Source organism: Aquisphaera insulae (assembly GCF_011064615.1).
Classification (GTDB): Bacteria; Planctomycetota; Planctomycetia; order Isosphaerales; family Isosphaeraceae; genus Aquisphaera; species Aquisphaera insulae.
Genome location: NZ_JAALJH010000001.1, coordinates 82,863 through 106,357, shown reverse-complemented (window position 1 = coordinate 106,357; position 23,495 = coordinate 82,863). Strand labels below are relative to the sequence as shown.

Annotated in this window: 13 protein-coding genes; 7 read left to right on the top strand and 6 right to left on the bottom strand. The window is 69.4% G+C overall.

The genetic code is table 11. From position 1 onward, the window contains the following. Nucleotides 1-59: 59 nt before the first annotated feature. From G6O54_RS00370 to G6O54_RS00360, 3 genes are all read left to right on the top strand, one after another. Nucleotides 60-1,394 carry an acetyl ornithine aminotransferase family protein gene (locus G6O54_RS00370; RefSeq protein WP_165219085.1) on the top strand — a complete coding sequence of 445 codons (1,335 nt, stop codon included), beginning with the start codon at nt 60-62 and terminating at the stop codon, nt 1,392-1,394. A gap of 51 nt (nt 1,395-1,445) precedes the next feature. Next, the gene (locus G6O54_RS00365) at nt 1,446-2,867 is read left to right on the top strand and encodes a hypothetical protein (RefSeq protein WP_165219083.1); all 1,422 of its coding nucleotides are present in this window, start codon (nt 1,446-1,448) and stop codon (nt 2,865-2,867) included. Between the two features lie 67 nt (nt 2,868-2,934). After that, a complete protein-coding gene (locus G6O54_RS00360) occupies nt 2,935-3,723 on the top strand; it encodes an enoyl-CoA hydratase/isomerase family protein (RefSeq protein WP_165219081.1) in 789 nt (262 codons plus the stop codon). 11 nt (nt 3,724-3,734) lie between these two features. Here the strand turns inward: G6O54_RS00360 and G6O54_RS00355 are convergent, their stop codons facing one another. The 5 genes from G6O54_RS00355 to G6O54_RS00335 all read right to left on the bottom strand — a co-directional run bounded on the left by G6O54_RS00355 (nt 3,735) and on the right by G6O54_RS00335 (nt 14,489). Next, on the bottom strand, nt 3,735-6,116 hold the full coding sequence (locus tag G6O54_RS00355; protein WP_165219079.1) for a c-type cytochrome domain-containing protein: 2,382 nt from the start codon (nt 6,114-6,116) through the stop codon (nt 3,735-3,737). A gap of 89 nt (nt 6,117-6,205) precedes the next feature. Continuing rightward, a complete protein-coding gene (locus G6O54_RS00350; RefSeq protein ID WP_250846633.1) occupies nt 6,206-8,698 on the bottom strand; it encodes a DUF1549 domain-containing protein in 2,493 nt (830 codons plus the stop codon). A gap of 58 nt (nt 8,699-8,756) precedes the next feature. Next, nucleotides 8,757-11,222: a pre-peptidase C-terminal domain-containing protein gene (locus G6O54_RS00345; protein WP_165219077.1), complete on the bottom strand. Its 2,466-nt coding sequence runs from the start codon at nt 11,220-11,222 to the stop codon at nt 8,757-8,759. Between the two features lie 94 nt (nt 11,223-11,316). Beyond that, nucleotides 11,317-12,624, bottom strand: coding sequence for a DUF1501 domain-containing protein (locus G6O54_RS00340; RefSeq protein WP_165219075.1), 1,308 nt, complete (start codon nt 12,622-12,624; stop codon nt 11,317-11,319). A gap of 374 nt (nt 12,625-12,998) precedes the next feature. After that, nucleotides 12,999-14,489, bottom strand: coding sequence for a glucoamylase family protein (locus G6O54_RS00335; protein ID WP_205678632.1), 1,491 nt, complete (start codon nt 14,487-14,489; stop codon nt 12,999-13,001). Nucleotides 14,490-14,826: 337 nt separating this feature from the next. On the opposite strand from G6O54_RS00335, the gene G6O54_RS00330 reads away from it, so the two are divergent. Continuing rightward, complete coding sequence (locus tag G6O54_RS00330; RefSeq protein ID WP_165219071.1) at nt 14,827-15,852, top strand: cobalamin-independent methionine synthase II family protein; 1,026 nt, start codon at nt 14,827-14,829, stop codon at nt 15,850-15,852. Between the two features lie 9 nt (nt 15,853-15,861). Here G6O54_RS00330 and G6O54_RS00325 read toward each other — a convergent pair whose 3' ends face one another. Continuing rightward, nucleotides 15,862-18,741: a glycosyl hydrolase gene (locus tag G6O54_RS00325; RefSeq protein WP_165219069.1), complete on the bottom strand. Its 2,880-nt coding sequence runs from the start codon at nt 18,739-18,741 to the stop codon at nt 15,862-15,864. A 215-nt stretch (nt 18,742-18,956) separates the two neighbouring features. Here G6O54_RS00325 and G6O54_RS00320 point away from each other — a divergent pair, with 215 nt between their 5' ends. Genes G6O54_RS00320 through G6O54_RS00310 form a run of 3 tightly spaced genes read left to right on the top strand, consistent with a single transcriptional unit; the run spans nt 18,957 to nt 23,433 of the window. Further along, nucleotides 18,957-19,799 carry an MBL fold metallo-hydrolase gene (locus G6O54_RS00320; protein ID WP_165219067.1) on the top strand — a complete coding sequence of 281 codons (843 nt, stop codon included), beginning with the start codon at nt 18,957-18,959 and terminating at the stop codon, nt 19,797-19,799. Further along, nucleotides 19,796-21,337 carry a xylulokinase gene (xylB, locus tag G6O54_RS00315; protein ID WP_165219065.1) on the top strand — a complete coding sequence of 514 codons (1,542 nt, stop codon included), beginning with the start codon at nt 19,796-19,798 and terminating at the stop codon, nt 21,335-21,337. The genes G6O54_RS00320 and xylB overlap by 4 nt, the downstream gene beginning before the upstream one ends. Continuing rightward, the gene (locus tag G6O54_RS00310; protein WP_165219063.1) at nt 21,334-23,433 is read left to right on the top strand and encodes a glycosyltransferase family 39 protein; all 2,100 of its coding nucleotides are present in this window, start codon (nt 21,334-21,336) and stop codon (nt 23,431-23,433) included. The genes xylB and G6O54_RS00310 overlap by 4 nt, the downstream gene beginning before the upstream one ends. The last annotated feature ends 62 nt before the right edge of the window (nt 23,434-23,495 follow it).

Sequence of the window (23,495 nt, the reverse complement as noted above, 5' to 3'; positions counted from 1 at the left end):
CGAGATCCGGCCGGGCGAGCGGCAGACCGCCACGGCCGCCGACCAGGAAGGACACCCCCATGGCGGCATTGCATCGCTCCGAGCCACGAATCCTCGGTCCCCTCCCCGGGCCCCGGGCGACCCGATGGCTGGAACGCGACCGCGCGGTGATGTCGCCGTCCTACACCCGGACCTATCCCCTGGTCGTTCGCCGCGGATCGGGGGCGATGATCGAGGACGTGGACGGCAACCGATTCCTCGACTTCACCGCCGGGATCGCCGTCACGAATGCCGGCCATTCGAACCGCAAGGTCACGGCCGCGATCGCGCGCCAGAGCCGGCGGCTGGTCCACATGTCGGGGACCGACTTCTACTACGTGCCGCAGGTCCTGCTCGCCGAGCGGCTGGCGGAGCGGGCCCCGGGTGACGAGGCCAAGCGCGTCTTCTTCACCAACAGCGGGGCCGAGGCCGTGGAGGCGGCGCTCAAGCTGGCGAGGCGCCACACCGGGCGGAACCGCGCCATGGCCTTCCTGGGGGCCTTCCACGGGCGGACCTACGGCGCGCTCTCGCTCTCGGGCTCGAAGCCGCTCCAGCGCCGCGGGTTCGCCCCCCTCGTCCCGGAGATCCACCACGCGCGTTACGGGGACCTCGAGAGCGTCCGGGCGCTCCTGCGGTCGGTCTGCCCCCCGGAGGAGCTGGCCGCCATCTTCGTGGAGCCGATCCAGGGGGAAGGGGGATACATCGTCCCCCCGCCGGACTTCCTGCCCGGCCTCCGGACTCTCTGCGACGAGCACGGCATCCTGCTGGTCCTGGATGAGGTCCAGAGCGGCTTCGGACGGACCGGGACGCTCTTCGCATCGGAGCACTGGGGCATCGCCGGCGACATCATCTGCCTGGCCAAGGGGATCGCCAATGGCCTGCCGCTGGGGGCCATCGTCGCCAGGTCCTCGGTCATGGACTGGCCGAGCGGGAGCCACGCCTCCACCTTCGGCGGTAATCCGGTGGCCTGTGCCGCCGCCCTGGCATCCCTTTCGCTCATCGAGGACCGCTACCTCGCGAATTGCGTCGAGCGAGGCAAGCAGCTTCGAACCGGGCTGGAGGAGCTCGGCCGCCGCCACCGCCTCATCCGTGAAGTCCGCGGCCTGGGCTTGATGCTCGGCGCCGAGGTCCAGGGATCGTCGGGCGATCCCGATCCGGCTCTCAGGGACCGGATCATCGACCTTGCGTTCCGTCGCGGACTCCTGCTCTTGCCGTGCGGCCAGAGCACGGTCCGCTTCTGTCCACCCCTCTGCCTGACCGCCCGTCAGGTCGAGATCGGCCTGGAACTGCTCGAGCGGGCGATCGAGGATTCCGGGGCTGACGGCGGGACCGGCCCCTCCGCGGCGGCGACCGAGCCGGCGTCGAGGCCCGCTTGATGACGGCGCCGAGCACGACCCCGCACGAACGACCCTCCGGGAGGCGATCCCATGTCCAGAGCGACGATTCGGGACTCGACGACGACGTTCGACTGGCGGCGATGGCCGCAGGCGGCAGAATTCGTGGACGGACTGATCGCCAAGGGCCTGGAAGGGAATCGGTTCGCCGCCGAGCTCTCGGTCCGACTGCCCGGCGAGACCGGGACATCGCTGCCGGTCTGGGTCGACCATCTCGTCGTCTCCGGAGGGCCGGACTTCGAGGCACGGCTGCTGGCGATGGGCTTCGAACGGCAGGCGATCCGGCATCCCTCGGGCGGCGCCGCCTTCGCCCATCGCGGAGGCCTCTTCCCCAGGCTGGTCGTCAGGGTCGGGAAGGACGACGGCGGGAATTCCGGCGCCGTTTCGGAGATCGTCATCAAGGTCGACTCCGCCGCCGACTTCGTCAGGGCCCATGACCTCGGGATCGAGATCCTCGGGCCGCCGATGGGGCCCTATCGGACGGCCACGATCCCCGGCGAGGCGACGGCCTTCACGGCCGCGGAGCGGCGGGCCTATCAGGGATTCGAGGCCTTCCCGGGGGAGCTGGCGCGCGAGGGCCGGATGAGGCCGCAGGCCGCCCGGGACGCGCTGGCGGTGCTCGACCTCTGGCGCGCCCGGAGGCGGCGATTCGACGACGACGCGGAGGGCATCCGTGCGACCCGGGCCACCCTCGAGCGGGCGATCGAGCTCGCCGGGGACAGGGACCTGGCATGCCATCTGATCTTCCAGGCCGAGCGCGAATACTGGCAAGCCCGCAACCGGGCCGCGCGGGTGCAGAAGGAGCGGCAGGATCGGCTGGGACTCGGGTGGGCCAACCACGACCATCACACCTTCCGCTGCTCACGCCGATTCTTCCCGGACATCATGGCCATGTTCGCGCGACTGGGATTCTCGCTCCGCGAGCGATTCCACGCCGGCCAGCACGCCGGCTGGGGCGCCCAGGTGCTCGAGCATTCCACCACCGGGATCGTGATCTTCGCCGACCTGGACCTGGCCCCCGAGGAGGCGACCCAGGACTTCGCGCACCAGGCCCTCCCGGACCTGCCTCGACCGAGCACCGTCGGGCTCTGGGTCGCGCTCCATGGGGAGTCGATCCTCGACGCCGGCATGCACCACCTCGAGGCTCAGTTCGAATTCGATGCCCTCAAGGCTGGGCTGGAGGCCGAGGCGGGCATCCAGACCATGGCACCCTTTTCCGACTTCCCGTTCCTCCGCCAGGCCTTCACGGCGGGCGAGCGCTGGCCGGTCGCGAAGGCCAGGGTCGACCGCGCCCTGCGGCTCGGCTGGATCAACGAGGCAGAACACCTGAAATTCCTCCGGGATGGCGCGATCGGCAGTCATCTCGAAAACCTGCAACGTCGCGAGGGCTACAAGGGGTTCAATCAGCAGGCGGTCAGCGCCATCATTGCGGCAACCGACCCGCGATTGCACTGATCGGCCAGTCCGAGAGACCCGTCGCGGCCCCCGAGAGGGAAAGACTCGAGAGCGCGGAGATTCGATCATGGCGGAGCCCCTGGTACTTCGGTCCGACGACGGTGTCGTGGCCGTCCTGACCCTGAATCGACCGGCGAAGCGGAACGCGCTTTCGCGGTCGATGATGCACGACCTGGAAGACCACCTCGGCCGCACCGCGAGCGAGCCGAGGGTCCGAGCCGTGGTCCTGACTGGGAGCGGTACGGCCTTCTGCTCCGGCATGGACCTGGGGGAGGCGGCCCGTGAGGCGAGCAACGCGGAGGCGGAGGAGCACGCCGTCGTCACGCTTCAAGACTACGCGGACCTGATCCAGAAGGTGCACACGCTCCCCAAGCTGACGATCGCCGCGGTGAACGGCGACGCCCTGGCCGGCGGGGCCGGCCTGATGGCGGCCTGCGACCTTGCCGTCGCCTCCACCACGGCTCGTGTCGGCTATCCGGAGGTGCTCAGGGGGCTCGTCCCCTCGACCGTGATGTACGACCTGACGCGACTGATCGGCGATCGCCGGTCGCGGCACCTGCTCCTCACGGGCGGCCTGATCGTCGCCGACACCGCCCGGGAATGGGGGCTCGTCAACCTCGTGACCGAGCCTCGAAAGTGCTTGCCCGAGGCGATCCTCATGGGCAAGCAGATGATCGAGGCGGCACCCAAGGCCGTGGCGGCGATCAAGCGTCAGCTCGACGAGGTCGGGAATCGCCCCGGGAACCTTCGAGGGGCCGCCGCGGTGAGCGCCGCCATCAGGGTCGGCGACGAGGCCCAGGAGGGGGTTCGGGCCTTCCTCGAGAAGCGGCTCCCGAGGTGGGCTCAAAACCCCTGATCGGTCCAATTTCAGCGATTGGCCTGGGGGCCCGCCGCCGGGGTCGCGGCCAGGCCCCCCTTGGGAGCACGCTGGACCTCGGCGGAGAGGGCATCGACCTCCGCCTTGAGGGCCTGGGCCCTCGCCGTGGCGGCGTCGAGCGGGGCCCGCTTCTCGGCGAGCGTCTTGTCGGCGGCCGCCTTCGCGGCCGTGGCGTTCTCGACGGCCTTCTTCGCGGCGGCCAGCGAATCGGCGGCGGTCTTGGCGGCGGCGGCGGCGTCGGCGAGGGCCTTGTCCGCGGCGGCCTTCTCCTGGGCGATCCTCGCGACCAGCTCCCTGGCGGACTGGTCGCCCAGGGTGGCCGCCCGGGCGCGTAGCTGGGCGGGGGCGACCGCCGCCGGGGCGGCCGCCTTGACCGTGGCGGCCCGGACGACCGCGGCCTGCGCCTCCGCCTGGCGAGTCCCGGCCGCGGAGAGGGCCGCGGCAAGCTCGCCGGCACGGGCGGCCTGCTTCGTCAGCTCGCCAGTCGCCTTGGCCGTTTCCTCCGGCGTCTTCGCGGCCTTCAGCGCGTTGGCGGCGGCCACGATCGCCGGGTCATGGGCCAGCTTGTCCGCCAGGGCCTTCTCGACCGCCAACCGGCTGGAGGCGAGGGCCTCGGCGGCGGCCTTCTCCCCGGCCGCGGCCTCGGCGACGGCCTTTTCCGCGGCGGCCTGTTCCCCGCGGGCGCGGTTGAGCAGCTCCGCGGCGGCCTGCGCCATGGCGTTCGCGTCGTTCCAGGCCGCGTGCTTCGCCTGGGCCGCCTGCTGGGGGGCGGCGACCGCTCCTTGCTGGCTGGCGGCGGACTTCTCGACCACGGCGAGGTCGCCTTGCGCCTTCGCCAGGGCCGCCGCCGCGGCCGCGACGGGCGCCTGGAGCGGCTCCAACTGCTTGGCGAGCGAATCGGCCTCGGCCCGCGCGACGATCGCCGCCTTCTTCGCGAGGTCGAGGCGGACGGCGACGGGCGCGGGGTTGATCGCCAGGTTGGCCAGCTTCTTGCCGTCGGCGACGTTCAGGACGCGGACCTCGCCGGACCAATCGGCGGCGACGACCCTCGATTCGTCCTGGGTGAAGACGGCCTCCAGGGCGAGGTCGTTGAACGGGTCGAACTCGCGTTGCTTGTTCCCGTTCGGGTCCCAGGTTCGCACCCGCTGGTCGCGGCCCGAGGTGACCAGGCGGCCGTCCTTCGCGAATCGGACCGAGGCCACGCCGCCGCCGTGGGCGGCGATGGACTTGATCGCGTTGCCGTTCTCCATCTCCCAGAGCTTGACCGAGCCGTCCTCGCTCGACGAGGCCAGGACGTTGGAATCGAGCCGCCAGGAGACGTCGGTGATCGCCGCGGAATGGCCCCGGAGGTCGAAATACTCGCGGCCCGTCTGGGCCTCCCAGACCACCAGGCCGTTGTTCCGGTCTCCCGTCGCCAGCAGGACGCCGTCGGGGCTGAACTCGACGGCCGTGACCCACTCGGTGTGCTTCTTCATCTCGAAGAGGAGATTGCCGTCGGCCGTGTTGTAGACGCGGACCATCTTGCTGGGCCCGCCCAGGGCGACCATCGAGTGATCGGGGCTGATGTCGGCGGCGAGGACCGCGTCGTATTCCTTGCCGACCTCGAACATCCGCTGGCCCGTCTTGACGTTGAACGCGACGGCCAGGCCGGCCTGGCCGCCGCGGCCGCCTCCGACCAGCAGGATGTCGCCGTTGCGGCTGAACCTCAGCGAATGGATGGTCCCCTCGGGGAAGGGGAGGACCCCCACGAGGAGGAAGTCCGTCGACCGATAGAGGACCACCTGCTTGTGGCCGCCGAGCGCGACCAGCGGGGCCCACGGGCTGGCCGCCATGGCCACGACCGCGGCCTGGCGTGCCTGGGGCGTGGACGGTTCGGTGGAGACGCCCACCGGCATCGCCGGCTCGCCGGCCGGCTTGCCCAGCGAGGCGGGATCGAGCTTGAACTCGGCCTTGGGCTTGGCCTTCACGGCGGCCACGGAGCCGGACGTCTCGAGCGCCCCGCCGGCGATCCACTGGCGAATCAGGTCGATCTCGGCGTCGGGGATCTTGGCCGAATTCGGGGGCATCTTCGGCTCCTCGGTCTGCATGATCACGCCGAGGAGGCTCGAATTATCGGGGTCGCCCGGCTCGATGACCTTGCCGGAGCCGCCCCCCTGCATGGCCGCGCTGAAGCTGTCGAGATTCAGGCCCCCCTTGGCCTTGTCCGGATTGTGGCAGGCCCCGCACCGGCTCCGGAAGATGCCCGAAACTTGGTCCGCGAAGGTGACCTTGGTAGCGGCCTTCGCCTTGTCGTCCGCGGCCGAGGCGGACATCGCCCCGATCGCGGCCGTGAGGATCGCCGTCAGCCCCGCACCGATCAGCTTTCGTCGCATGGGTCGTCTCTTGGCGAGGTAAGGGAAGCCCCCGGGGAGCTGTCCGGCCTGCATTCAGGCCGGGACGCATCCCCGGCGGTCTGTCGTCGTCAATGGTTGAACAGGAATTCGCGGCTGTTGAGCAGCGCCCAGAACGTGTCCTCGAGGGCCACCTTCTGGTTCGGCCCGGCCGCCAGGGCCGGGGTCAGCTTGTCGGTCTCTTCCTTCGAGGGCAGCCGGCCCAGGCTGCGGATGAAGAGGTCCTTCAGGCAGTCCTCCGGGGACTTCTTCTCCGACATCAGTTTGGCGATCACCGGTCCCTGCTTGATCTTGGCGTTCACGGTGTCGCCGTTGATGAGGTGGAGGGCCTGGGAGAGCGTCGGCTCCATCTTCACCTCGCACGAGCAGGGGGTCTCGCGGGTGGCCCGGCCGAAGGTGGTCAGGAAGTAGGTCGAGCTCTGGCCGTCGGCGATCTGGACCGCGCGGGCACCCACCGGCAGGCCCTGGAACTTGTCCTTGGTCTCGGTGACGGCGCTGATCGTGTCCAGCAGGTTCTCCGCCTTGATTCGCCGCACCAGCGCGTGGGCGAAGTTGCGCTCGTCCTGGGCGTTGCTTTCGTTCCGCTGGGTGGCCCGCTGGTAGGCCCTCGAGTTGCAGATGTCGCGGACCAGCGACTTCAGGTCGTACTTGGTGTCGGTGAAGTGCTTGCCCAGGGCCTCGAGCAGCTCCGGATTGGTGGCGGGATTGCTCACTCGGAAGTCATCCACCGGCTCGACGATCCCCACCCCCATGAAATGAGCCCAGACCCGGTTGGCGAACGAGGACGCGAACCAGGGGTTCTGAGGGGAGGCCAGCCACTTCGCCAGCACGACCCGGCGATCCTTGCCGGCCACGTCCGGCGTCTCGCCGCCCAGGAACTTGGGGGGCATCGCCCGGCCGCCGACCGGATGGTTCACCTCGCCCCCCCCGGAGTTGAAGATGATCAGCTCGCGGTAGTCCTCGCCCTGCTTGCGGCCGATCTGCGAGAAGAACGCCGCGAATCCGTAGTAGTCGTCCTGGGTCCAGCGGTCGAATGGGTGATTGTGGCACTGGGCACACTGGATCCGCATCCCCATGAAGACCTGGGCGACGCTCTCCGTCAGCGGCAGCGTTTCCAGGGTCGTCTGGTAGAAATTCGTGGCCGGATTCTTGAACGTCCCCCCGCTGGCCCCGAGCAGCTCCTGGACCATCTGGTCCATGGGCATGTTCTTGGAGACGCGCTCCACCAGCCAGTTGTAGTAGAGGAACATCGACTTGTAGCTGACCGTGATCGTCGACCGGATCTGGAGCAGCTCGGCCCACTTGTTGACCCAGATCTCGGAGAACTCCTTCCGCTCCAGGAGCTCGTCGATCAGCTTCGCCCGCTTGTTCGGGTCCTTCGACGCGAGGAACCGGTTGTACTCGTCCGGGGTCGGCGTCAGGCCGACGATGTCGAGCGTGACCCGGCGGAGGAAGGTCGGGTCGTCGCAGACCGCCGACGGGGCGATCCTCAGCTTGCGGAGCTTGTCGGCCACGAGCTTGTCGATGTAGCTCGCCTCCGGCTCCTTCGGGTACTCGAATTTCAGGGCCTTCGGCAGCACGATGAACTGCGAGCCCACCGTGTACGTCTCGAACCGGGCCATCACGAACGCCTCGCCGCGATCGCCCGCGGTGACCAGGCCGCCCGGCGTGACCGCCGCGGAGGACTCGTTGTTCGTCAGGAAGACGGCCAGGCTCGTCACGTCGCGGTCCGTGCCGTCGGAGTAGCGGGCGCGGGCGGTCATCTGCTGGGTCGCCCCCTTGCCGTCGAGCACGCCCGACGGGGGGTAGATGTCGAGGCCGACCACCTTCGGCAGCTTGCTCACGTCGTCGTTGGGGGCGCCGGCCTCGATCCACTCCAGGACCGTGTTGTAGAGCTCGGTACCGGGCTCGAACTTCTTGCCGCCGGTGTGCTGGACCGCGCCGATCGACTTCTCGAGCAGCGTGCTGTCGGACGGCACGGCCAGGTTGATCCGGCGGCCGACCTGCTCGCGGGTGAGGCGGTGGTAGTCGCCGGCGGGATCGAAGCCGAAGAGGGAGATCCGGAAGCCGTCCTTGCCCCTCGCCGCGCCATGGCAACTGCCGGTGTTGCAGCCGGCCCGCATGAAGACGGGCATCACGTCCAGGCGGAAGCTGAGCGGCAGCCGCGCGGAGGCCTTCGTCACCTTGACCGGGACGCTGGCGGACTTGTCCCCGAAGGCCACGGCCAGCGTCGTCTCGCCGTCCGCGACGGGCGTGAAGGTGGAGCCCTCGCGCTTCATGAGGGCGGGATTAGCCGGGGTCAGGGTCGCCTCGCGCGAGACGTCGCGGGTGATCCCGTCGGCATAGGTCGCCTGCACCACGATCGACTGCCGGTCGCGTTGCGTGCTGAGGTTGATGGCGTCCGGGTAGACGCGGATCGATGCCAGCCCGGCGGTGGGGGCCTTCTCCGGCGCGGGGGGGGCGGCGGGCTTCTGGTCGGCCGCGGGGGCGACCCCGTGCAGGGCCGCCAGGCAGAGGCCGGCGGCGAGCATCCCGGCGGCGATCGGCATTCTCGGATGGCTCATGCGAAGGACCTCTCGTCGGTCGGAAGGAGGGAGGGTCGGCGGCGTCCGTGGGCGGCGTTCACTTGCCTGCGCCACCTTGCGACTTCTGCTTGGTCTCGAGCCGCAGCTTCTCGAGGCGGCTGAGGGGCTTCGCCGCGGCGGGCGCGGGGGCGGGGGTCGGTGCGGCGGCGACCGCGGGGGCCGGGGCCGCCGCTTTCGGAGGCAGCGGGACGTCGATCCGGAGCGTACCGGTCCCGATGTTGTGGACGATCGGTTCGCCGTTCTGGGTCACGACGACCTGGCAGAAGAGGCTGGCGTGGTTGCCGGCGGGCGAGACCTTGTCGGTCTTGAGGCGGAAGACCAGGTCCTTGGAGTCCTTGTTGATGGTCTTGGCGTCGGTCGTGACCTTGTTGGGGAGCCCCAGGAGCGAGACCGTGGCGTCGCCCGGGAAGTCCACGGCCTTGTTGACCTTGATCGCCATGTCCGTCTCCTTCCCCTGCTCGACGCTGGCCGCCTGGAACTCGAGCCCGACGTAGGGCGGGGCGACGGTCAGGTTGGCGAGCTGGGACGAGACCCGGATCGGCCCGCTGGCGACCCCGGAGTCCCCCTGGACCAGGATCTTCCAGGTCCGAAGCTCCGCGCCGCCGTCGGCGTTGAGCGGGATCACGGCCTCATCCTTCCCCTCGGGGATGGTGATCCCGCCCCCCGACCCCACGCCCGGCGGATTCCAGGGGAGGTAGACCGAGATCGCCGCCTTGAAGCCGGGTTTGCGCACGGCCTTGATCTTCAACCCCATCGATCCGCCCCGGACGAGCGGGACCTTGGGCTCGACGATCTCGATCGTGTAGGGGCATTCCTCGACCACGTTCACCGACAGCGACGGGACCGTCCTCGACCAGACGATCACGTTGTTCTGGCCCAGGACCGGGGCGGCCTGGGAGCTGAACGCGGTCGGGACCTTCGTCTTGCCGTCGGCCGGCGAACCTTCGACCACGGCGAGCGATCCGCCGAGCGGTGCGTCGGGCTTGGCGGAGAAGAGGATCGGGACGATCGTCTGGCTGGCCGCCAGGACCGGCAGCTCGACGCTCACGCCGGGCGGCAGGTCGCGCATTGCCAGGGCGAGGTCGCCCCCCAGGTCGGCCCGGCTCCCCAGGATCAGCATCCCCTGGCGGTTGCCGCGGGGGACCGCGGCGGCCATCGGGCCGGTCCCCAGGGTGATGTACTCGATGTTGGTGGTCATCGACAGCTTCGGCTCGACCGGGGTGACCTCCACGCGATAGACGTAGTCCGGCCCCCCCTTCTTGAGCTGGTCCTGGATCGAGAGCCAGTATTCCCCGTCCTCCGGGCAGGCGAAGCGGAAGTAGCTGTCCGGGGCGAGGGCGTCGTCGTCGCCGACCGCCGCGCCGGCCCCCTTCTTGCCGAGGAACATGATGGAATCGAGCGGCGAGCGGACCTGGCGGCCGAAGAGGCGGAAGTCGTAGCTCTGGCCCTTCTTGCCCGCGAAGATGTAATGGTCGATGTCGCCGGCCTTCTCGATGATCCCGTTGACCGCGGCCGGCGGGGTGAAGCGAGTGGCCTTGTCCTGGCTGTCATTGGGCTCCACCTCGAGCGCGTTGGCGAGCGGGCTGAGGCGGAAGAGGTTGGGGTAGGGCGAGATCCCCTTGGCGTCCTGCCGGATGAGGCCGAAGCCGGGGACGGTCGTAGCGGGCAGCGTCACGTCAGTGGTCGCGTCGCCGGCCGGGTCGCCGATCCAGCGGATCGAGACCTTCTCGCCGAGCTTCCCGCCGGGTGGGAAGATGGCGGTGCTGCGGGGGAAGGTCCCCACGTGCAGCCGGTAGAGGCAGGCGTCGTTGCCGGCATAGGCGCTCTCGCGGACCTGGATGATGTACTTGCCATCCTCCGGGACCACGACCGACGCGAATCCATCCTGCCAGATCAGCGCGTCGTCGTCGCTCGAAGCGAGCTCGAAGCGCTTGGCATTGAGGATGGCCACATAGGGGTCGAACGTGGTGATGCCCAGCCGAAGGCCCTCGACCTCGACCGAAAGCCGCTCCCCCTTCTTCGCTTCCACTGCATAGTAGTCGGCGTCCTCGTTGCCGGCGACGCCGTTGACCGTCACGTTGAGCGGGATCGCCTGCGGCTTGTCGAAGTCGTTGTTCGGCTCCGCCTCGGCGATTTCCTTGAGGGCGCCCACGCTGAAGGTGCGAAGCTCGCTGATCCCGGTCGCGGTCCGGAGCCTCAGGTCGTGGAGCCCGACCGGCGCGTCCGGGGCGATCTTGAGGCGGGCCTTGACGCTGTTGTCGTCCAGCTTGGTGATCGAGGCGACGGCGATCCCGGGCTGATACCAGACGAGCTCCTTGGCGTCGCCGAGCCTGGCGCCGGAGAGGACCACGTCGAGCTCCGTCCCGCGCTGGCCGCCGGTCGGTCGTAGCGCGGTCAGGCTGGGCGAGGCGCCCCGGGCGGCGGGGGCCGTCGGGGCGAACGCGAGGAACAGGGCGAGCGGAGCGAGGGCGAGCCGGCGGGCGGGGGGGGTAGGTCGGGGCATGGTGGGATCTCGGCGGTGGGGATGCGGAAGGCGGACTCCTCTCCTCCGTCTCTGTCGTCCTGCGGGCTCGGAGGGCGGGCTTTGCAATCCACGATCAGGCGAGCAGGTCCTTGACCACCTTGCCGCCGTCGACGATCTCGATCGGCCGGTTGCCGGGGGCCATCAGCTCCTTGTCGGCGACGATGCCGAGGAGGCTGTAGACGGTGGTCGCCAGGTCCTCGGGACCGATCGGATCCTTGTCGGGCTCGCTGGCGGTGGCGTTGGACGCGCCGTGGATGTAGCCCTTCTTCACGCCGCCGCCGGCGAGGGCGACGCTGAAGACCTTGGGCCAGTGGTCGCGGCCGGCGTCCTTGTTGACCTTCGGGGTCCGGCCGAATTCGCTCGACACCATGACGAGCGTGCGCTCGAGCAGCCCGTTCCGCTCCAGGTCGCGGATCAGGGCCGCATACGCCTGGTCGAAGGCCGGCAACTGGGTCTTCATGCCGTTGACGATCCCGACGTGGAAGTCCCAGCCGCCATACTCGACGGTGACCATCCGGACGCCGGCGGCGACCAGCCGGCGGGCCATCAGGAGCCGCTGGCCGGCCGCGTTGCGTCCATATTCGTCGCGGATCTTGGCCGGCTCGGCCGCGATGTTGAACGCCTCGCGTGCCTTCTGCGAGCTGATCAGGCTGTAGGCCCGGTCGTAGAAGGTGTCCATGGCGGCGATGTTGTCGCTCTTCTCCTTGCGGGCGAAATGGTCATTGACCGCGTCGAGCACCCGGCGGCGGGTGGAGAATCGATCCTCCTTCACGTCGCCCGGGAGGTTCAGGTCCTGGACCCGGAAGCCGGCGTCGGCGGGATCGGCGCCCAGGCTGAACGGGGAGAACGACGAGCTGAGATAGCCGGTCCCCGCGTAGACGTTGGGCTGGCGGGGGACGCAGACATACGGCGGCAGGTTGTTCCTGGGCCCGAATTCGTGGGAGATGACGCTGCCGAAGCTCGGGTACTGGAGCGCCGGGCTGGGCCGGTAGCCCGTGAACATGTTGTGCGTGCCGCGCTCGTGGGCCGCCTCGCCGTGGGTCATCGACCGGATGATGGTCAGCTTGTCGGCGATCTGGGACGTCTGCGGCAGGGTCTCGCTGAACCGCTCGCCGTCGATCTTGGTCGGGATCGACCCCATGTCCCCGCGATACTCGACCGGGGCGAACGGCTTGGGATCGAAGGTCTCCTGATGGGAGATCCCGCCCGGGAGGAAGATGTGGATCACCGAGTCGGCCTTGGCCGGGATCGGTGCATAGCTCTTCAGGTCGGCTCGGGCCTGGACCCTGAGCAGATCCGCCAGGGTTATGCTCCCCAGGCCGATCGATCCGACGGTCAGGAAGCCGCGGCGGGACAATGGCTGACGGTTGGGCGTCGGCATGTGGGATCTCCTGGGGGGAGAATACTCGGTGGAGGGATTCGACCGGGCAGGGGTTACGGGCGGATGGACCGTGTCGACGCTGATGCACGTGCGGATGGAGAACCCGATGCAAGCTGAGGGCAGTTTATCAGACGATTGCGCTCGAAGGAAGTACCAGACCCTCGGGAACCTCAAAATGCAACGAATCCATCGAACCTGGGGACTCGACGGAGGTTCCGGCATCGGTACGGGTCCTGGGATCCCAGTTGCCCGTCCGGATTCCAAGGTTTGTCAAACACTCGTCCATCGTCCAGATAGTACGGGCCGGATGCAGGGGCCGTTGGCGCCCGATTCCGGAATTCGCAATCGGAATCCGGACGCGGCCCCGGGCCCGATCATCGCGAGTGGGCCGTGAGCTCCGCGGGGACACGGGGGCGGGCGCCCGAGGCGATCGGCGTATCGATCCTCCCGGAGGAGAATTCCTCGAGGGCAATGATGGGGCGGATCGCCTCCTCGATCGGGCCGTCGCTGAATGCATGCTGCATGGCGTCGTCGGCCAGCTCGTTGGCGATGGCGGCCATGATCATCCCCTGATCCAGGGCCAGCACGCCGCCGGAGACGATCCCCGATCCCACGTCCACCGAGTCGAGGAACCCGAACTGGCTGTAGATGGGGAAGCTCGCGGCCAGCTTGCGGAGATTATCCATGGACTCTCGCGGCGCGTAGCGGAGGGCGAGGAACGAGGCATGCGGGGTCACGACGCCGTGCTTCGTGGGCGAGGCGGCGGGGCTCGAGGGGAGTCGCGGGGCGCCGATGTCGAAGGAGAGGTAGCCGAGAGGATCGGTGCCCAGGGCCTTGACCCCATAAACCTCGTAACCGCCCCGCGGGCAATTGGCCGGCGAGAAGCCCCAGAACCCGTAGCGTGCCTCCTCGATCCCGTGCTGGATCTGGGCATTGACGTAGAGCGGGTGGTTGACACCCCAGCTCCTGGGCCCCCAGACGTCCTCCGGGACGAACAGCGTCACCATGAGGGCCTCGAACATGCTCCCGCCCCAGCTCGGGACGATCCGGGAGCCTCGGTAGGTGTAGGCCCCCTCGAAGACCTTCACGGACATGTATTCGCGGAACTGGCCGACCGGTTTCTGCGCCTGCTCCCCCAGGCTCGCCGGGAGCGTCCGGTAGAGCCGAAAATAGTGATCCTCCGGCAGGTCCCGGCGGCTGATTCCCAGGTAGCTCGAGATCCTCGCCTCCGAGTTCAGCATCCCGTAATGCCCATAGAAGCTGCGATCGTCGGCCCAGTAGGCCACCCGGAGGAGCCCCGGATGATTGATGGGATCGGCGGCGTTGTAGGGATCGAAGAAGAAGCCGAAGTTCATCGGATCCAGCAGCTTCTGGGCCTTGGGACGGAGCGCCGGCCTGGCATTCGAGACCATGACCAGCGAGGCCGCCAGCCAGCCGTTGTCCACGCACGAGACCAGCGGGCGCCTCGGCGTCGCGTCGTGGATCGAGATCTTGACCGCCCCGCCGGTCCGCGGGTCGATGTCGTTGATGTAGAAGCCATGATGGCGGTCGATCATCGCCAGCGTGTCGAGCGTCCGCTCGGTCCGCGCCAGCGCCTCCTCGCGACTGATCAACTTCAGCCGCTCCGCCGCGATGATGCTCCACAGGTAGGCGCCGATGTTGGTCGGCGATGTCTGCAGGGTCGGCGTCCCCCACCCCGCGCCGTCCCGGTTCAGGCCGTCGGCGGGCAGGCCCGAGGGGAAGGTCATCCGCTCGAACGACCTCCAGGTCGCCACCGCATACTGGCGCAGCTCCGCCCGATCCTCGGCCGTCAGCCGGCTCGGCCGCGGCGAGCCGCCTCGAACCTGACCCGAGGCGGATCCCAAGGCAACGACAATTGTCAGAAGAGCGGAGATTGGACCCGGTGCGCGACGACTCATGACACGGCCTCCGGAGTTGGAGAGGGAGGGAGTCCGCGTTGATCTCCCCATCTTCATCGGCCCCTGAAGCGGAGGTGATCTGTCTAAATTATAACCCGGGAATCTGTCGAGGCCAGTCGGACGATTGATTTCGTGATTCTTATCATCATTGCATGCCAGAAATCCATCGGCCAGGCCCTCCCTCGACGGACTCGGCTCGACCGCGCGGCACTGGCTTATAGGCGCCCGTGCCAGTACATTCAAACCGATCACCAACCGCTTGCGAGGGCCGAAGGAAACTGCCATGCGCTTGCCAACCATTCCGGCGACGGTGATCGGGAGCTGGTCCTTCCCAGGCTGGTACGAACGATTCGTGGCCGAGGTGAAGTCGCACCCCGATCAGTTCGGACCGGTCGACCGTGAGGAGGCCGTTCGCGATGCCGTCCGACTGGCTATCGACGATCAGGTGCAAGCCGGACTCGACCTGATCACCGATGGCGAGATGCAGCGGGTGGATTTCAACCTGGGGTTCTACGAGTATCTCGGCGGGCTCGAGCCGCTGCGGAGGGCCCGCCACTGGGGGGCCCCGGCGCACGACCAGCGCGATCGCTATCGATGCGTCGCGCCGCTGTCGGCACCGGAGGGGCTCGGGACCGTGGCCGAGTATCATCGCCTTCGAGCCATCACCGAGCTCCCGGTCAAGATGCCCGTCCCCGGAGCGTTCACCCTGGCCGGCTGCATCGAGGGCGGGGAGGTCTACTCGAATCGCGAGGCCGTGACCGAGGCCCTGATCCCGATCGTGAACGCGGAGCTTCGGGCCCTGGCCGCGGCGGGGGTGAAGTTCCTCCAGATCGACGAGCCGAGCTTCGCCTGCCACCCCGACGCCGCCGACCGGTTCCTCGACGTGATCGCCCGGACGACCGAGGGGGTCGATGCTTACATCAGTATGCATATGTGTTTCGGGAACTTCCGGGCCCGGGCGGTGGGGCATCGGACCTACGGGCCGCTCTTCCCGCACGTGGGCCGGGCGAAGGTCAACCAGCTCGCGCTCGAGTTCGCCAGCCGCGAGATGGCGGAGATCGAGCTCCTCCGCGGCCTGCCGGACTCGATGGACGTCGCGGTGGGCCTGGTCGACGTGAAGAACACCTGGATCGAGCCGGCGGAGCTCGTCGCCGACCGGATTCGCACGGCCCTGAAATTCGTCCCGGCGGAGCGGCTCTCGGTGACGCCGGACTGCGGCTTCTCCCAGACGGCGCGGCACGTCGCGGCGGCCAAGGCGAAGTCCCTGGTCGAGGGGGCGAAGATCGTCCGCTCCGAGCTGAGCCGCTGAGCCCGACGCTCACGGCCCGGCCGGGTGCGACTCGAGCCGGACGGGGCCGAGCAGGCCGGACGCTCGGGGTGGCTCGCCGGGCCGGTACGGGGTCAACGTCGTCCAGGTCCGTCGCTCTGCCTCGGGCAGTCCCGCGTCGTGGGCCAGCCGGTTGATCCAGAGGTTGGCGACGGTGATCTCCAGGTCGTTGGCGCCTGCGCGGAGGATGCCCGCGGGGATCCGCACTCGCCATGGAAAGCACCAGGCCGGGCCCAGGTCCCGCCCGTTGAGGCGAACCAGGGCTGCACACTCGACGTGGCCGAGATCGACGCCGTCGATCGCAGGCACCTCCGACGGTCCCAGGTCGAACCGCTTGCGGTAGACGGCCCGGCCCGAGTAGGCGCGGATCTCAGGCTCGGGACGCCTCGCCCAGTCATCGAGGCGGTCGAAGACGACCTCCGGCGGCCCGCCCCGATCGCGGTCGAACTCGACCCGCCACGGGCCCTCGAGGGTTCGCCACGGTCGCGGCTCGGTGCGGGCGGGCCGCTTCGGACCGGCGGTGTCCCGGAAGACGAGCCAGCCGCTCTCGAAGGGTCCCAGTTGCAGCGGCACGACGCTGCGGCCGTCCTCCGTCCGCGCCGACGGGCCGGCAAGCCGCCTGGCCTCGAGCGGGTCCCACCACTCGACGTGCGGGCGGAGGGTGCGGAAGCGGCCCAGCGCCGTCACGGCGGCGGAGGTCGGGTTGGCCACGAAGTAGAGGTCGGCCCCGACGTCCCGGCGATGGGTGTAGCGGAGGGGGATATCGGACTCGAAATCTGGGGGCAACCCGAGCTTGCCGACCGCGGCCGACAGTACGTCGTAATCGGGATAGAGCTGCCCGGCCGCGTGCCGCTCGAGGAGCCGCGGCAACTTCCAGATCGGGGCGGCCAGGCGAGCGACCTCCTGGTCGCAGCCGGGGTAGCCCTCGAGGCTCGGGCTGCGCGCGGGGGCCGGGCCGGCGACGACCGTGCCGCCGGCATCCAGCAGCCGCCCGATCGCTCGCACGAGCCGGGGCGTCATGGCCGGGGTCTGAGGCAGCACGAGCACGCGGTATGAAGCCCCGCCGGGGAAGGCGATGCGGCCGTCGTGATCGGTGGCTGCAAGCTCGATCAGGGAGTCCGGATCGCAGCCGTCGAAGTTGTAGCCGCGGCGATCGGGCGGGTCGCCCTGGGTGGCGGAGCCGGGGGCACGGAAGGCCGAGGGGGCCCCTTCAGGCGTGAGGAAGAGGATGTCCGCGACCGGCCGGCCGACCCGGAGCAGGGCCTGGTTGCGGGCCAGGTAGTCGTGGAACCCGCTGACCATGGGCCACCAGGTCTGGGTGCGTTCCCAGTGCACGCCGTAGGGCCCCATCGTCCAGCCGGGCGGACGGACCGGCTCGGGCTGGTGCTGGTATCGGTGGATGACGAGCCGATTGAGCCCGGAGGCCAGCGCCCAGTCGGCCTGGGACTTGAGGGCACCCGGGAAGAGCCGCCAGTCCTCGCCGGGGGCCGCCGTGAAGGCCTCGGCGCCGACAATCGGCCGGCCGTGCACGTGGGCGATCGACACGGCCTCGAAGACCGTGTGCTCGGTCTTGAAGCCGTGGCCCGCGGACCAGAATTCCCCCATCGGCACGTCGGCCGCGGCCCCCAGCTCGAGGTCGCCTGCGGGATTCATGTCGTAGGGCTCCACCGAGAGCTCGAGCCCGGCCCCGTGGGCGCGATCGCGGAGGCGGTTGAGGTGGTTCGCCACGGTCAGCTCCTGGGCGGTACGGCGGAGGTCCCAGAGGAATCGCTCCGATCGCTCGCGATCGCCGACGACGAGGCCGGCGAGGACCGGCAGGTATGGCCTGGGGTCGTATTTCCGCCTGGCGGCGAACTCCTGGAGGAATCGCGGCGAGGCGTTCTGGGAGCCCATTTCCCAGCTATCGAAGTGGAGCGTCGTGAGTCCGGTCCCGGAGCCATCGGCCCGCGGGATGGCCTCGAGCAGCGGGGTAAGGTAGCGGTCGAGGTGAGCATCCAGGCTTTCGGGGGCGAGCTTGTCGGTCTCGAAGCCGAGGCCCGCCGCCGGGGCGGGCCGGGTCGTCTGGCCGGTCAGGGTGCGGCCGAGTCGAAGGATGGTCCACGTCCCGTCGGGAACGTCCCACGCGAGTCGACCGTCGGCCCCGAGGCTCGCGGTGAGATCCAGGACCTTCTCGGGCGCCACGCACGAGGCCGCCGCCACGGCGGGCTCGCGGGAGGGCGCCGGCAGGACCGCCCGGACCCCGGGCTGCGACGAGTAGGGCGCACGGTAGACGAGGGCCTGCTCGTCCAGATCCGCGATCGGGGGCGAGGCGGTGGGTGCCGGCGAGGGGAAGGCCAGGACCGCGACATCCCGGTAGAAGTCCCGCCAGGTCCGGGCAAGCTCTGGAGTCAGGGTCTCGACCCCGAAGAATGGCTTCCGCGGAGCCGGTCGGGGCAAGATCCCGTCGTATCGCGAGGGTCCCTTCACGCGGGTCGCCGTCGCCACGAGATGCTGCATGGCGTGTTCGGGCCGGACCCAGGCCCCGCCGGTGCCGCACCAACCCGGCCCGGTCGGGAGCGCGAGCTGAAGGCCCAGCCGGCGTGCCTCCGCCGCCGCATGGGCGACGAGCCCCACCCATTCGGGCGAGCCGAAGCGGACGGGGCCGCGGGGGAGGCCCAGGTCGGTCTCGAGCAGGATCGCCCCGCCCAGCCCCGCGGCTCGCATGGCCTCGAGATCGGCGGTGATGCCGGCCCGAGAGAAGTTGCCGTCCATCACCATCCAGTAGACCCAGGGCCGCGCGGCGGCGGGCGGCACATCGAAGGCCCGGGAGATCGGATCGAGATCTCCGGAGGTGCCCAGGAGCGGCACCAGCAGGAGCCAGAGAGGAGTCATCGGGCACCGGATTCAGGGCAGGCCGGGGTGACGAGCCTGGCGCGAGGAGCGGCCGGGCTCCCGGCGTCGAGCCCACGGTCTCATCATGGGCCCCGCGCCGACCGGACGAAAGGGCCCACCCGTCGCAATCGAGCGGTCGACGTGCCCATAATGCAGCCGGCGGCGGGCGGCCCGTGGGGTGGGCCGTCGAGACGCCATCAGGGGACCGATGAGACATGATCGAGCCCGTCCGGAGCGGATCGGACCTGGTCGCCGAGATCTTCGAGAGGGCCGTCTCACCTGGCTCGCTGTCGATCTGGTGGCTGGGGCAGAGCGGGTTCGTGATCCGATCCGGGACGAGGATCCTGGTCGTCGATCCCTACCTCTCCGAGCACCTGACGACGAAGTACGAGGGGACGATTCGGCCGCACGTCCGGATGACGCGATCGCCGCTCCGCGGGGCCGATCTTCGGGGCGTGGACCTCGTCCTGGCCTCGCACAAGCACTCCGACCACCTGGACCCCGGGACCATGCCCGAGCTGCTCCGCGCGGGACGGGCCCGGCTCGTGCTGCCCGAGTCCCTCCTGGAGCATGCCGCCGGCATGGGGCTGGGGCGCGACCGGCTATTGCCGACGGATGCCGGACGGACGGTCGAGCAGGCCGGCTTTCGAATCCGGGCCGTGCCTTCCGCCCACGAGGCGATCGACCGGGATGACCGAGGTCGCTGCCTCTACCTTGGGTACGTCATCGAGACTTCGGGATTTCGCCTGTATCATAGCGGGGACAGCCTGGACTACGAGGGGCTGGATCGCGAGCTCGGCGGCGAGCCGTTCGACGTGCTCTTGCTGCCGATCAACGGTCGCGATCCGGCGCGGGGCGTGCCGGGAAACATGACGGCGGCGGAGGCCGTGGACCTGGCCGGCCGGGTCCGGCCCCGCTTCGTCGTGCCTCATCACTACGACATGTTCACATTCAATACCGTTCCGGTTGAATGCTTCGAGGCCGAGGCCCGCCGACTGCCGGCGGGGGTCTCGGCGAAGGTCCTCCGGTGCGGCGAGCGGTGGGAGATTCACTCGTGAGCGTCACGATAGGCATCGACATCGGAACCTCCGGGACCAAGACGATCGCGATCGACGAGACGGGGACCATCCTCGCCTCGGCGTCGGCCGAGTATCCGTGCTCGTACCCCAAGCCCGGATGGTCGGAGCAGTCCCCGGAACTCTGGTGGGACGCCACGGTCCAGACCCTCAAGGGGGTGCTCGCCTCGGGCAAGTTCAGGCCGGCCGATGTGGCCGGGATCGGCCTCAGCGGCCAGATGCACGGCTCGGTCTTCCTCGACGACGCGGGCGCGGTCATCCGCCCCGCGCTCCTCTGGAACGACCAGCGGACTGCGGCCGAATGCCGGGAGATCGAGGAGCGAGCCGGCGGCCGGGAGGCCCTGGTCAAGATGGTCGCCAACATCGCCCTCACGGGCTACACGGCCCCCAAGCTGCTCTGGGTCCGCCGCCACGAGCCGAAGAACTGGGACCGGGTGCGCCAAGTCCTTCTCCCCAAGGACTACATCCGCTACAAGCTCACGGGGACGTACGCCACCGAGGTCAGCGACGCCTCCGGGACCCTGATGCTCGACGTGGCCAACCGCCGCTGGAGCAAGGAGCTGCTGGGCAAGCTCGACCTGGACCCGGCGATCCTCCCCCCTTGCTACGAGAGCTACGAGGTCTCCGGCGAGGTGAACGCGGCGGCGTCCGAGGCGACGGGTCTTGCCGTCGGCACGCCCGTGGTCGGCGGCGGCGGCGACCAGCCGGCCGGCGCGGTGGGCAACGGGATCGTCCGGCAGGGGGTCGTGTCGGCGACCATGGGGACCTCGGGCGTGATCTTCGCCCACGCCGACGAGGTCGGTTTCGACCCCCAGGGACGGCTCCAGCGCGGGTGCCACGCGGTGCCCGGTGCCTATTACACGATGGGCGTGGTCCTCTCGGCCGGCGGCAGCTTCCAGTGGTTCCGCAACGAGCTGGGCAAGGCGGAGGTCGCCATGGCGAAGGAGCAGGGGATCGACCCGTACTACCTCCTGACCGCGGAGGCGGCGCTCGCGGGGCCGGGGGGCGAGGGCCTCTTCTTCCTCCCCTATCTGACGGGCGAGCGGGCGCCTCACTTCGACCCCGACGCGAAGGGGGGCTGGATCGGCCTCACGGTCCGCCATGGCCGGCCGCACATGATCCGCGCCGTGCTCGAGGGGGCCACGTACGCGATGCGGGACAGCCTGGAGCTGATCCGCGAGATGGGGGTCCATGTCACTCAGGTGCGGCTCTCCGGCGGCGGCGCCCGGAACCCGATCTGGCGGCAGATCCAGGCCGACGTCTACGGGGCCGACGCGGTCACGCTCAACTCGACCGAGGGCCCGGCGTTCGGCGTCGCGCTCCTCGCCCAGGTCGGCACCGGCGGCTTCGCCTCGGTCCCGGAAGCCTGCGACGCCACGATCCGGACGGTCGAGACCACGCCCGTCGACCCCAAGGTCAAGGAATTCTACGATCGCGGCTTCAAGATCTACGGGAAGTTGTACACGGATCTGAAGGATACGTTCAAGCAGATGACCGAGCTGGTGGAGAGCCAGGCTTGAACGCCCCGAAGGAGAAGGAGCTTGCCGAATCTCACGCGTCCTCGCCGGGCCGGATCCGCCTTCGCGGGCCGCTCGGCGAGGCCCTGGCCGTCGCCGCGCTCCTGGTCGCCCACGTCGCGCTCGCCGAATCGAGCCTGGTCCGCGAGAACGCCACGGTCGATGAGGTCGTCCACCTCCCCGCCGGGATCACGTACTGGCAGCAGCATACGTTCCGCCTGTATCACCACAATCCTCCCCTCGTCCGGATGGTCGCCGCACTCCCCGCGGTGCTGGCGAGGCCCGTGATGGAGCCCGTCTATCAGCAACAAAGCTGGTCCAACCCCGACCCGTCGCCGACCACGTTCTCGCAGTCGTTCGCCCGGTTCAACTCGGATCGCTACTTCGACCTGTTCACGCTGGCCCGGATGGTCATGCCGGTCTTCGGCGTGATCGGGGGGCTCGTCGTCTTCGCCTGGTCGAGATCGCTCTATGGCACCGGCGGCGGACTCCTGAGCCTGGCGCTCTGGTGCTTCTGCCCGAACATCCTGGCCCACGGCCGGCTGCTCACCACCGACGCCGGATCGACGGCCGTCGGCGTGCTGGCCACCTTTGCCTTCTGGCTGTACCTCCGAAAACCCGGCTGGCGCCGGGCTGTCCTGGCGGGCGTGCTTCTCGGCCTGGCGCAGCTCTGCAAGTTCAGCATGCTGGTCCTCTATCTCGTCTGGCCGTTCCTGGCCGTCGTCTGGCTCGCGCTGGTCGTCCGCGCCGACGAGCGAACGAGGACGATCGGTCGCTACGCGGCTCACGGTTTTCTCGTGGTCCTGCTCAGTCTCCTGACGATCGACGCCGGCTACTTCTTCGAGGGGGTCGGCACGCCGCTCGGCCGCTTCGAGTTCGCCTCATCGAGCCTGACGCGACCGGTGCCCGGAGGCTTGCGGCAACCACCAGCCACCAAGAACCAGCTCTTCGCCATGATGTGGCCGTTCCGCGAGAACCGCTTCCGCGGTACATTCCTCGCCGGCCTGCCCTCGCCCCTGCCGTCGCACTACCTGCTCGGGTTCGACGAGCAACGGGTCGAGACCGAGGGAATCCCGGTCCGGCTTTCCCGTGCCTTCGAGGCCCTGGGCCGTGGGGACCTGGATGCGGCCCGGGCCGAGGCGCTCTCCTCGGACAGGTCAGTCAACGGCTATCCCGTCTACCTGAATGGAGAGCTCCGACGAACCGGCTGGTGGTATTACTACCTGGCGACGCTGGCCTACAAGCTGCCGGAAGGAACATGGCTCCTGATCCTGGGGTCGTTCGCGTTGCTTGCGATCGTAAGCAGGGACCGGGCGAGTTGGGCCGACGAGATCTGCCTGGCGGCCGTCCCGGCGGTCGTCCTCTTCTCGATGAGCTTCCTCACGGATATCAACCTGGGCCTGCGGTACGTGCTCGCGATCCTGCCCTATCTGTACATCGCGGCCGGCAAGGTCGTCCCCTGGGCATGGGGACTCGACGGCCGGCGAGGACATTGGGCCCGGCGCGGGATCCTCGGTTCGCTCCTCCTGACGATCGCCGCGACGGCGACGATCCACCCCTCGTACCTGGCCTACTTCAATGTCCTGTCGGGGGGGCCCGACCGGGTGCCCCCTCGTCTGATCGACAGCAACCTGGACTGGGGACAGGACCTGATCAACCTCCAGGACTGGTATCGCGACAAGGCCGCGGGTCAGCCGATCGGCCTGGCCTACTTCGGGCAGATCAACCCCGCCCTGCTCGAGTCGCGCGGGCCCGTGATGAAGTGGTTCATCCCGCCGGTGCGGCCGGGTGGCTTGAAGACGATGGGCGATCCCGGGGCGCCTCCCTTGCGGGCCACCGGCCCGGCCGCTCAGCTCCGGCCCGGCTATTATGCCCTCAGCGCCACCATCGTCCAGGGCCTGAGCTGGCGGATCTACGACCCGTCCCCCTTCGTGTGGGAGCCGGCCTGGAACGCCGCACAGGATGCCTTCTCTTATTTTCGGATGTTCACGCCGATTGAGAGGATTGGTCATTCAATCTATGTCTACAAGCTGACGGACGAGGACGTGGCACGCGCCGACGAGGAGATCGCTAGGCCAATAACTTCGAATGCCCGGTGACGGGAGCAGTTCGCTCCTTCCGCTCGATCCGATCGTCGACAATTACAGACCGCCTCGAGAGG

Excerpts from the sequence above, each read along its gene's own strand:
- G6O54_RS00370 (WP_165219085.1), top strand. The coding sequence starts at position 60 with ATGGCGGCATTGCATCGCTCCGAGCCACGAATCCTCGGTCCCCTCCCC.
- G6O54_RS00365 (WP_165219083.1), top strand. The coding sequence starts at position 1,446 with ATGTCCAGAGCGACGATTCGGGACTCGACGACGACGTTCGACTGGCGG.
- G6O54_RS00360 (WP_165219081.1), top strand. The coding sequence starts at position 2,935 with ATGGCGGAGCCCCTGGTACTTCGGTCCGACGACGGTGTCGTGGCCGTC.
- G6O54_RS00355 (WP_165219079.1), bottom strand. The coding sequence starts at position 6,116 with ATGCGACGAAAGCTGATCGGTGCGGGGCTGACGGCGATCCTCACGGCC.
- G6O54_RS00350 (WP_250846633.1), bottom strand. The coding sequence starts at position 8,698 with ATGAGCCATCCGAGAATGCCGATCGCCGCCGGGATGCTCGCCGCCGGC.
- G6O54_RS00345 (WP_165219077.1), bottom strand. The coding sequence starts at position 11,222 with ATGCCCCGACCTACCCCCCCCGCCCGCCGGCTCGCCCTCGCTCCGCTC.
- G6O54_RS00340 (WP_165219075.1), bottom strand. The coding sequence starts at position 12,624 with ATGCCGACGCCCAACCGTCAGCCATTGTCCCGCCGCGGCTTCCTGACC.
- G6O54_RS00330 (WP_165219071.1), top strand. The coding sequence starts at position 14,827 with ATGCGCTTGCCAACCATTCCGGCGACGGTGATCGGGAGCTGGTCCTTC.
- G6O54_RS00325 (WP_165219069.1), bottom strand. The coding sequence starts at position 18,741 with ATGACTCCTCTCTGGCTCCTGCTGGTGCCGCTCCTGGGCACCTCCGGA.
- G6O54_RS00320 (WP_165219067.1), top strand. The coding sequence starts at position 18,957 with ATGATCGAGCCCGTCCGGAGCGGATCGGACCTGGTCGCCGAGATCTTC.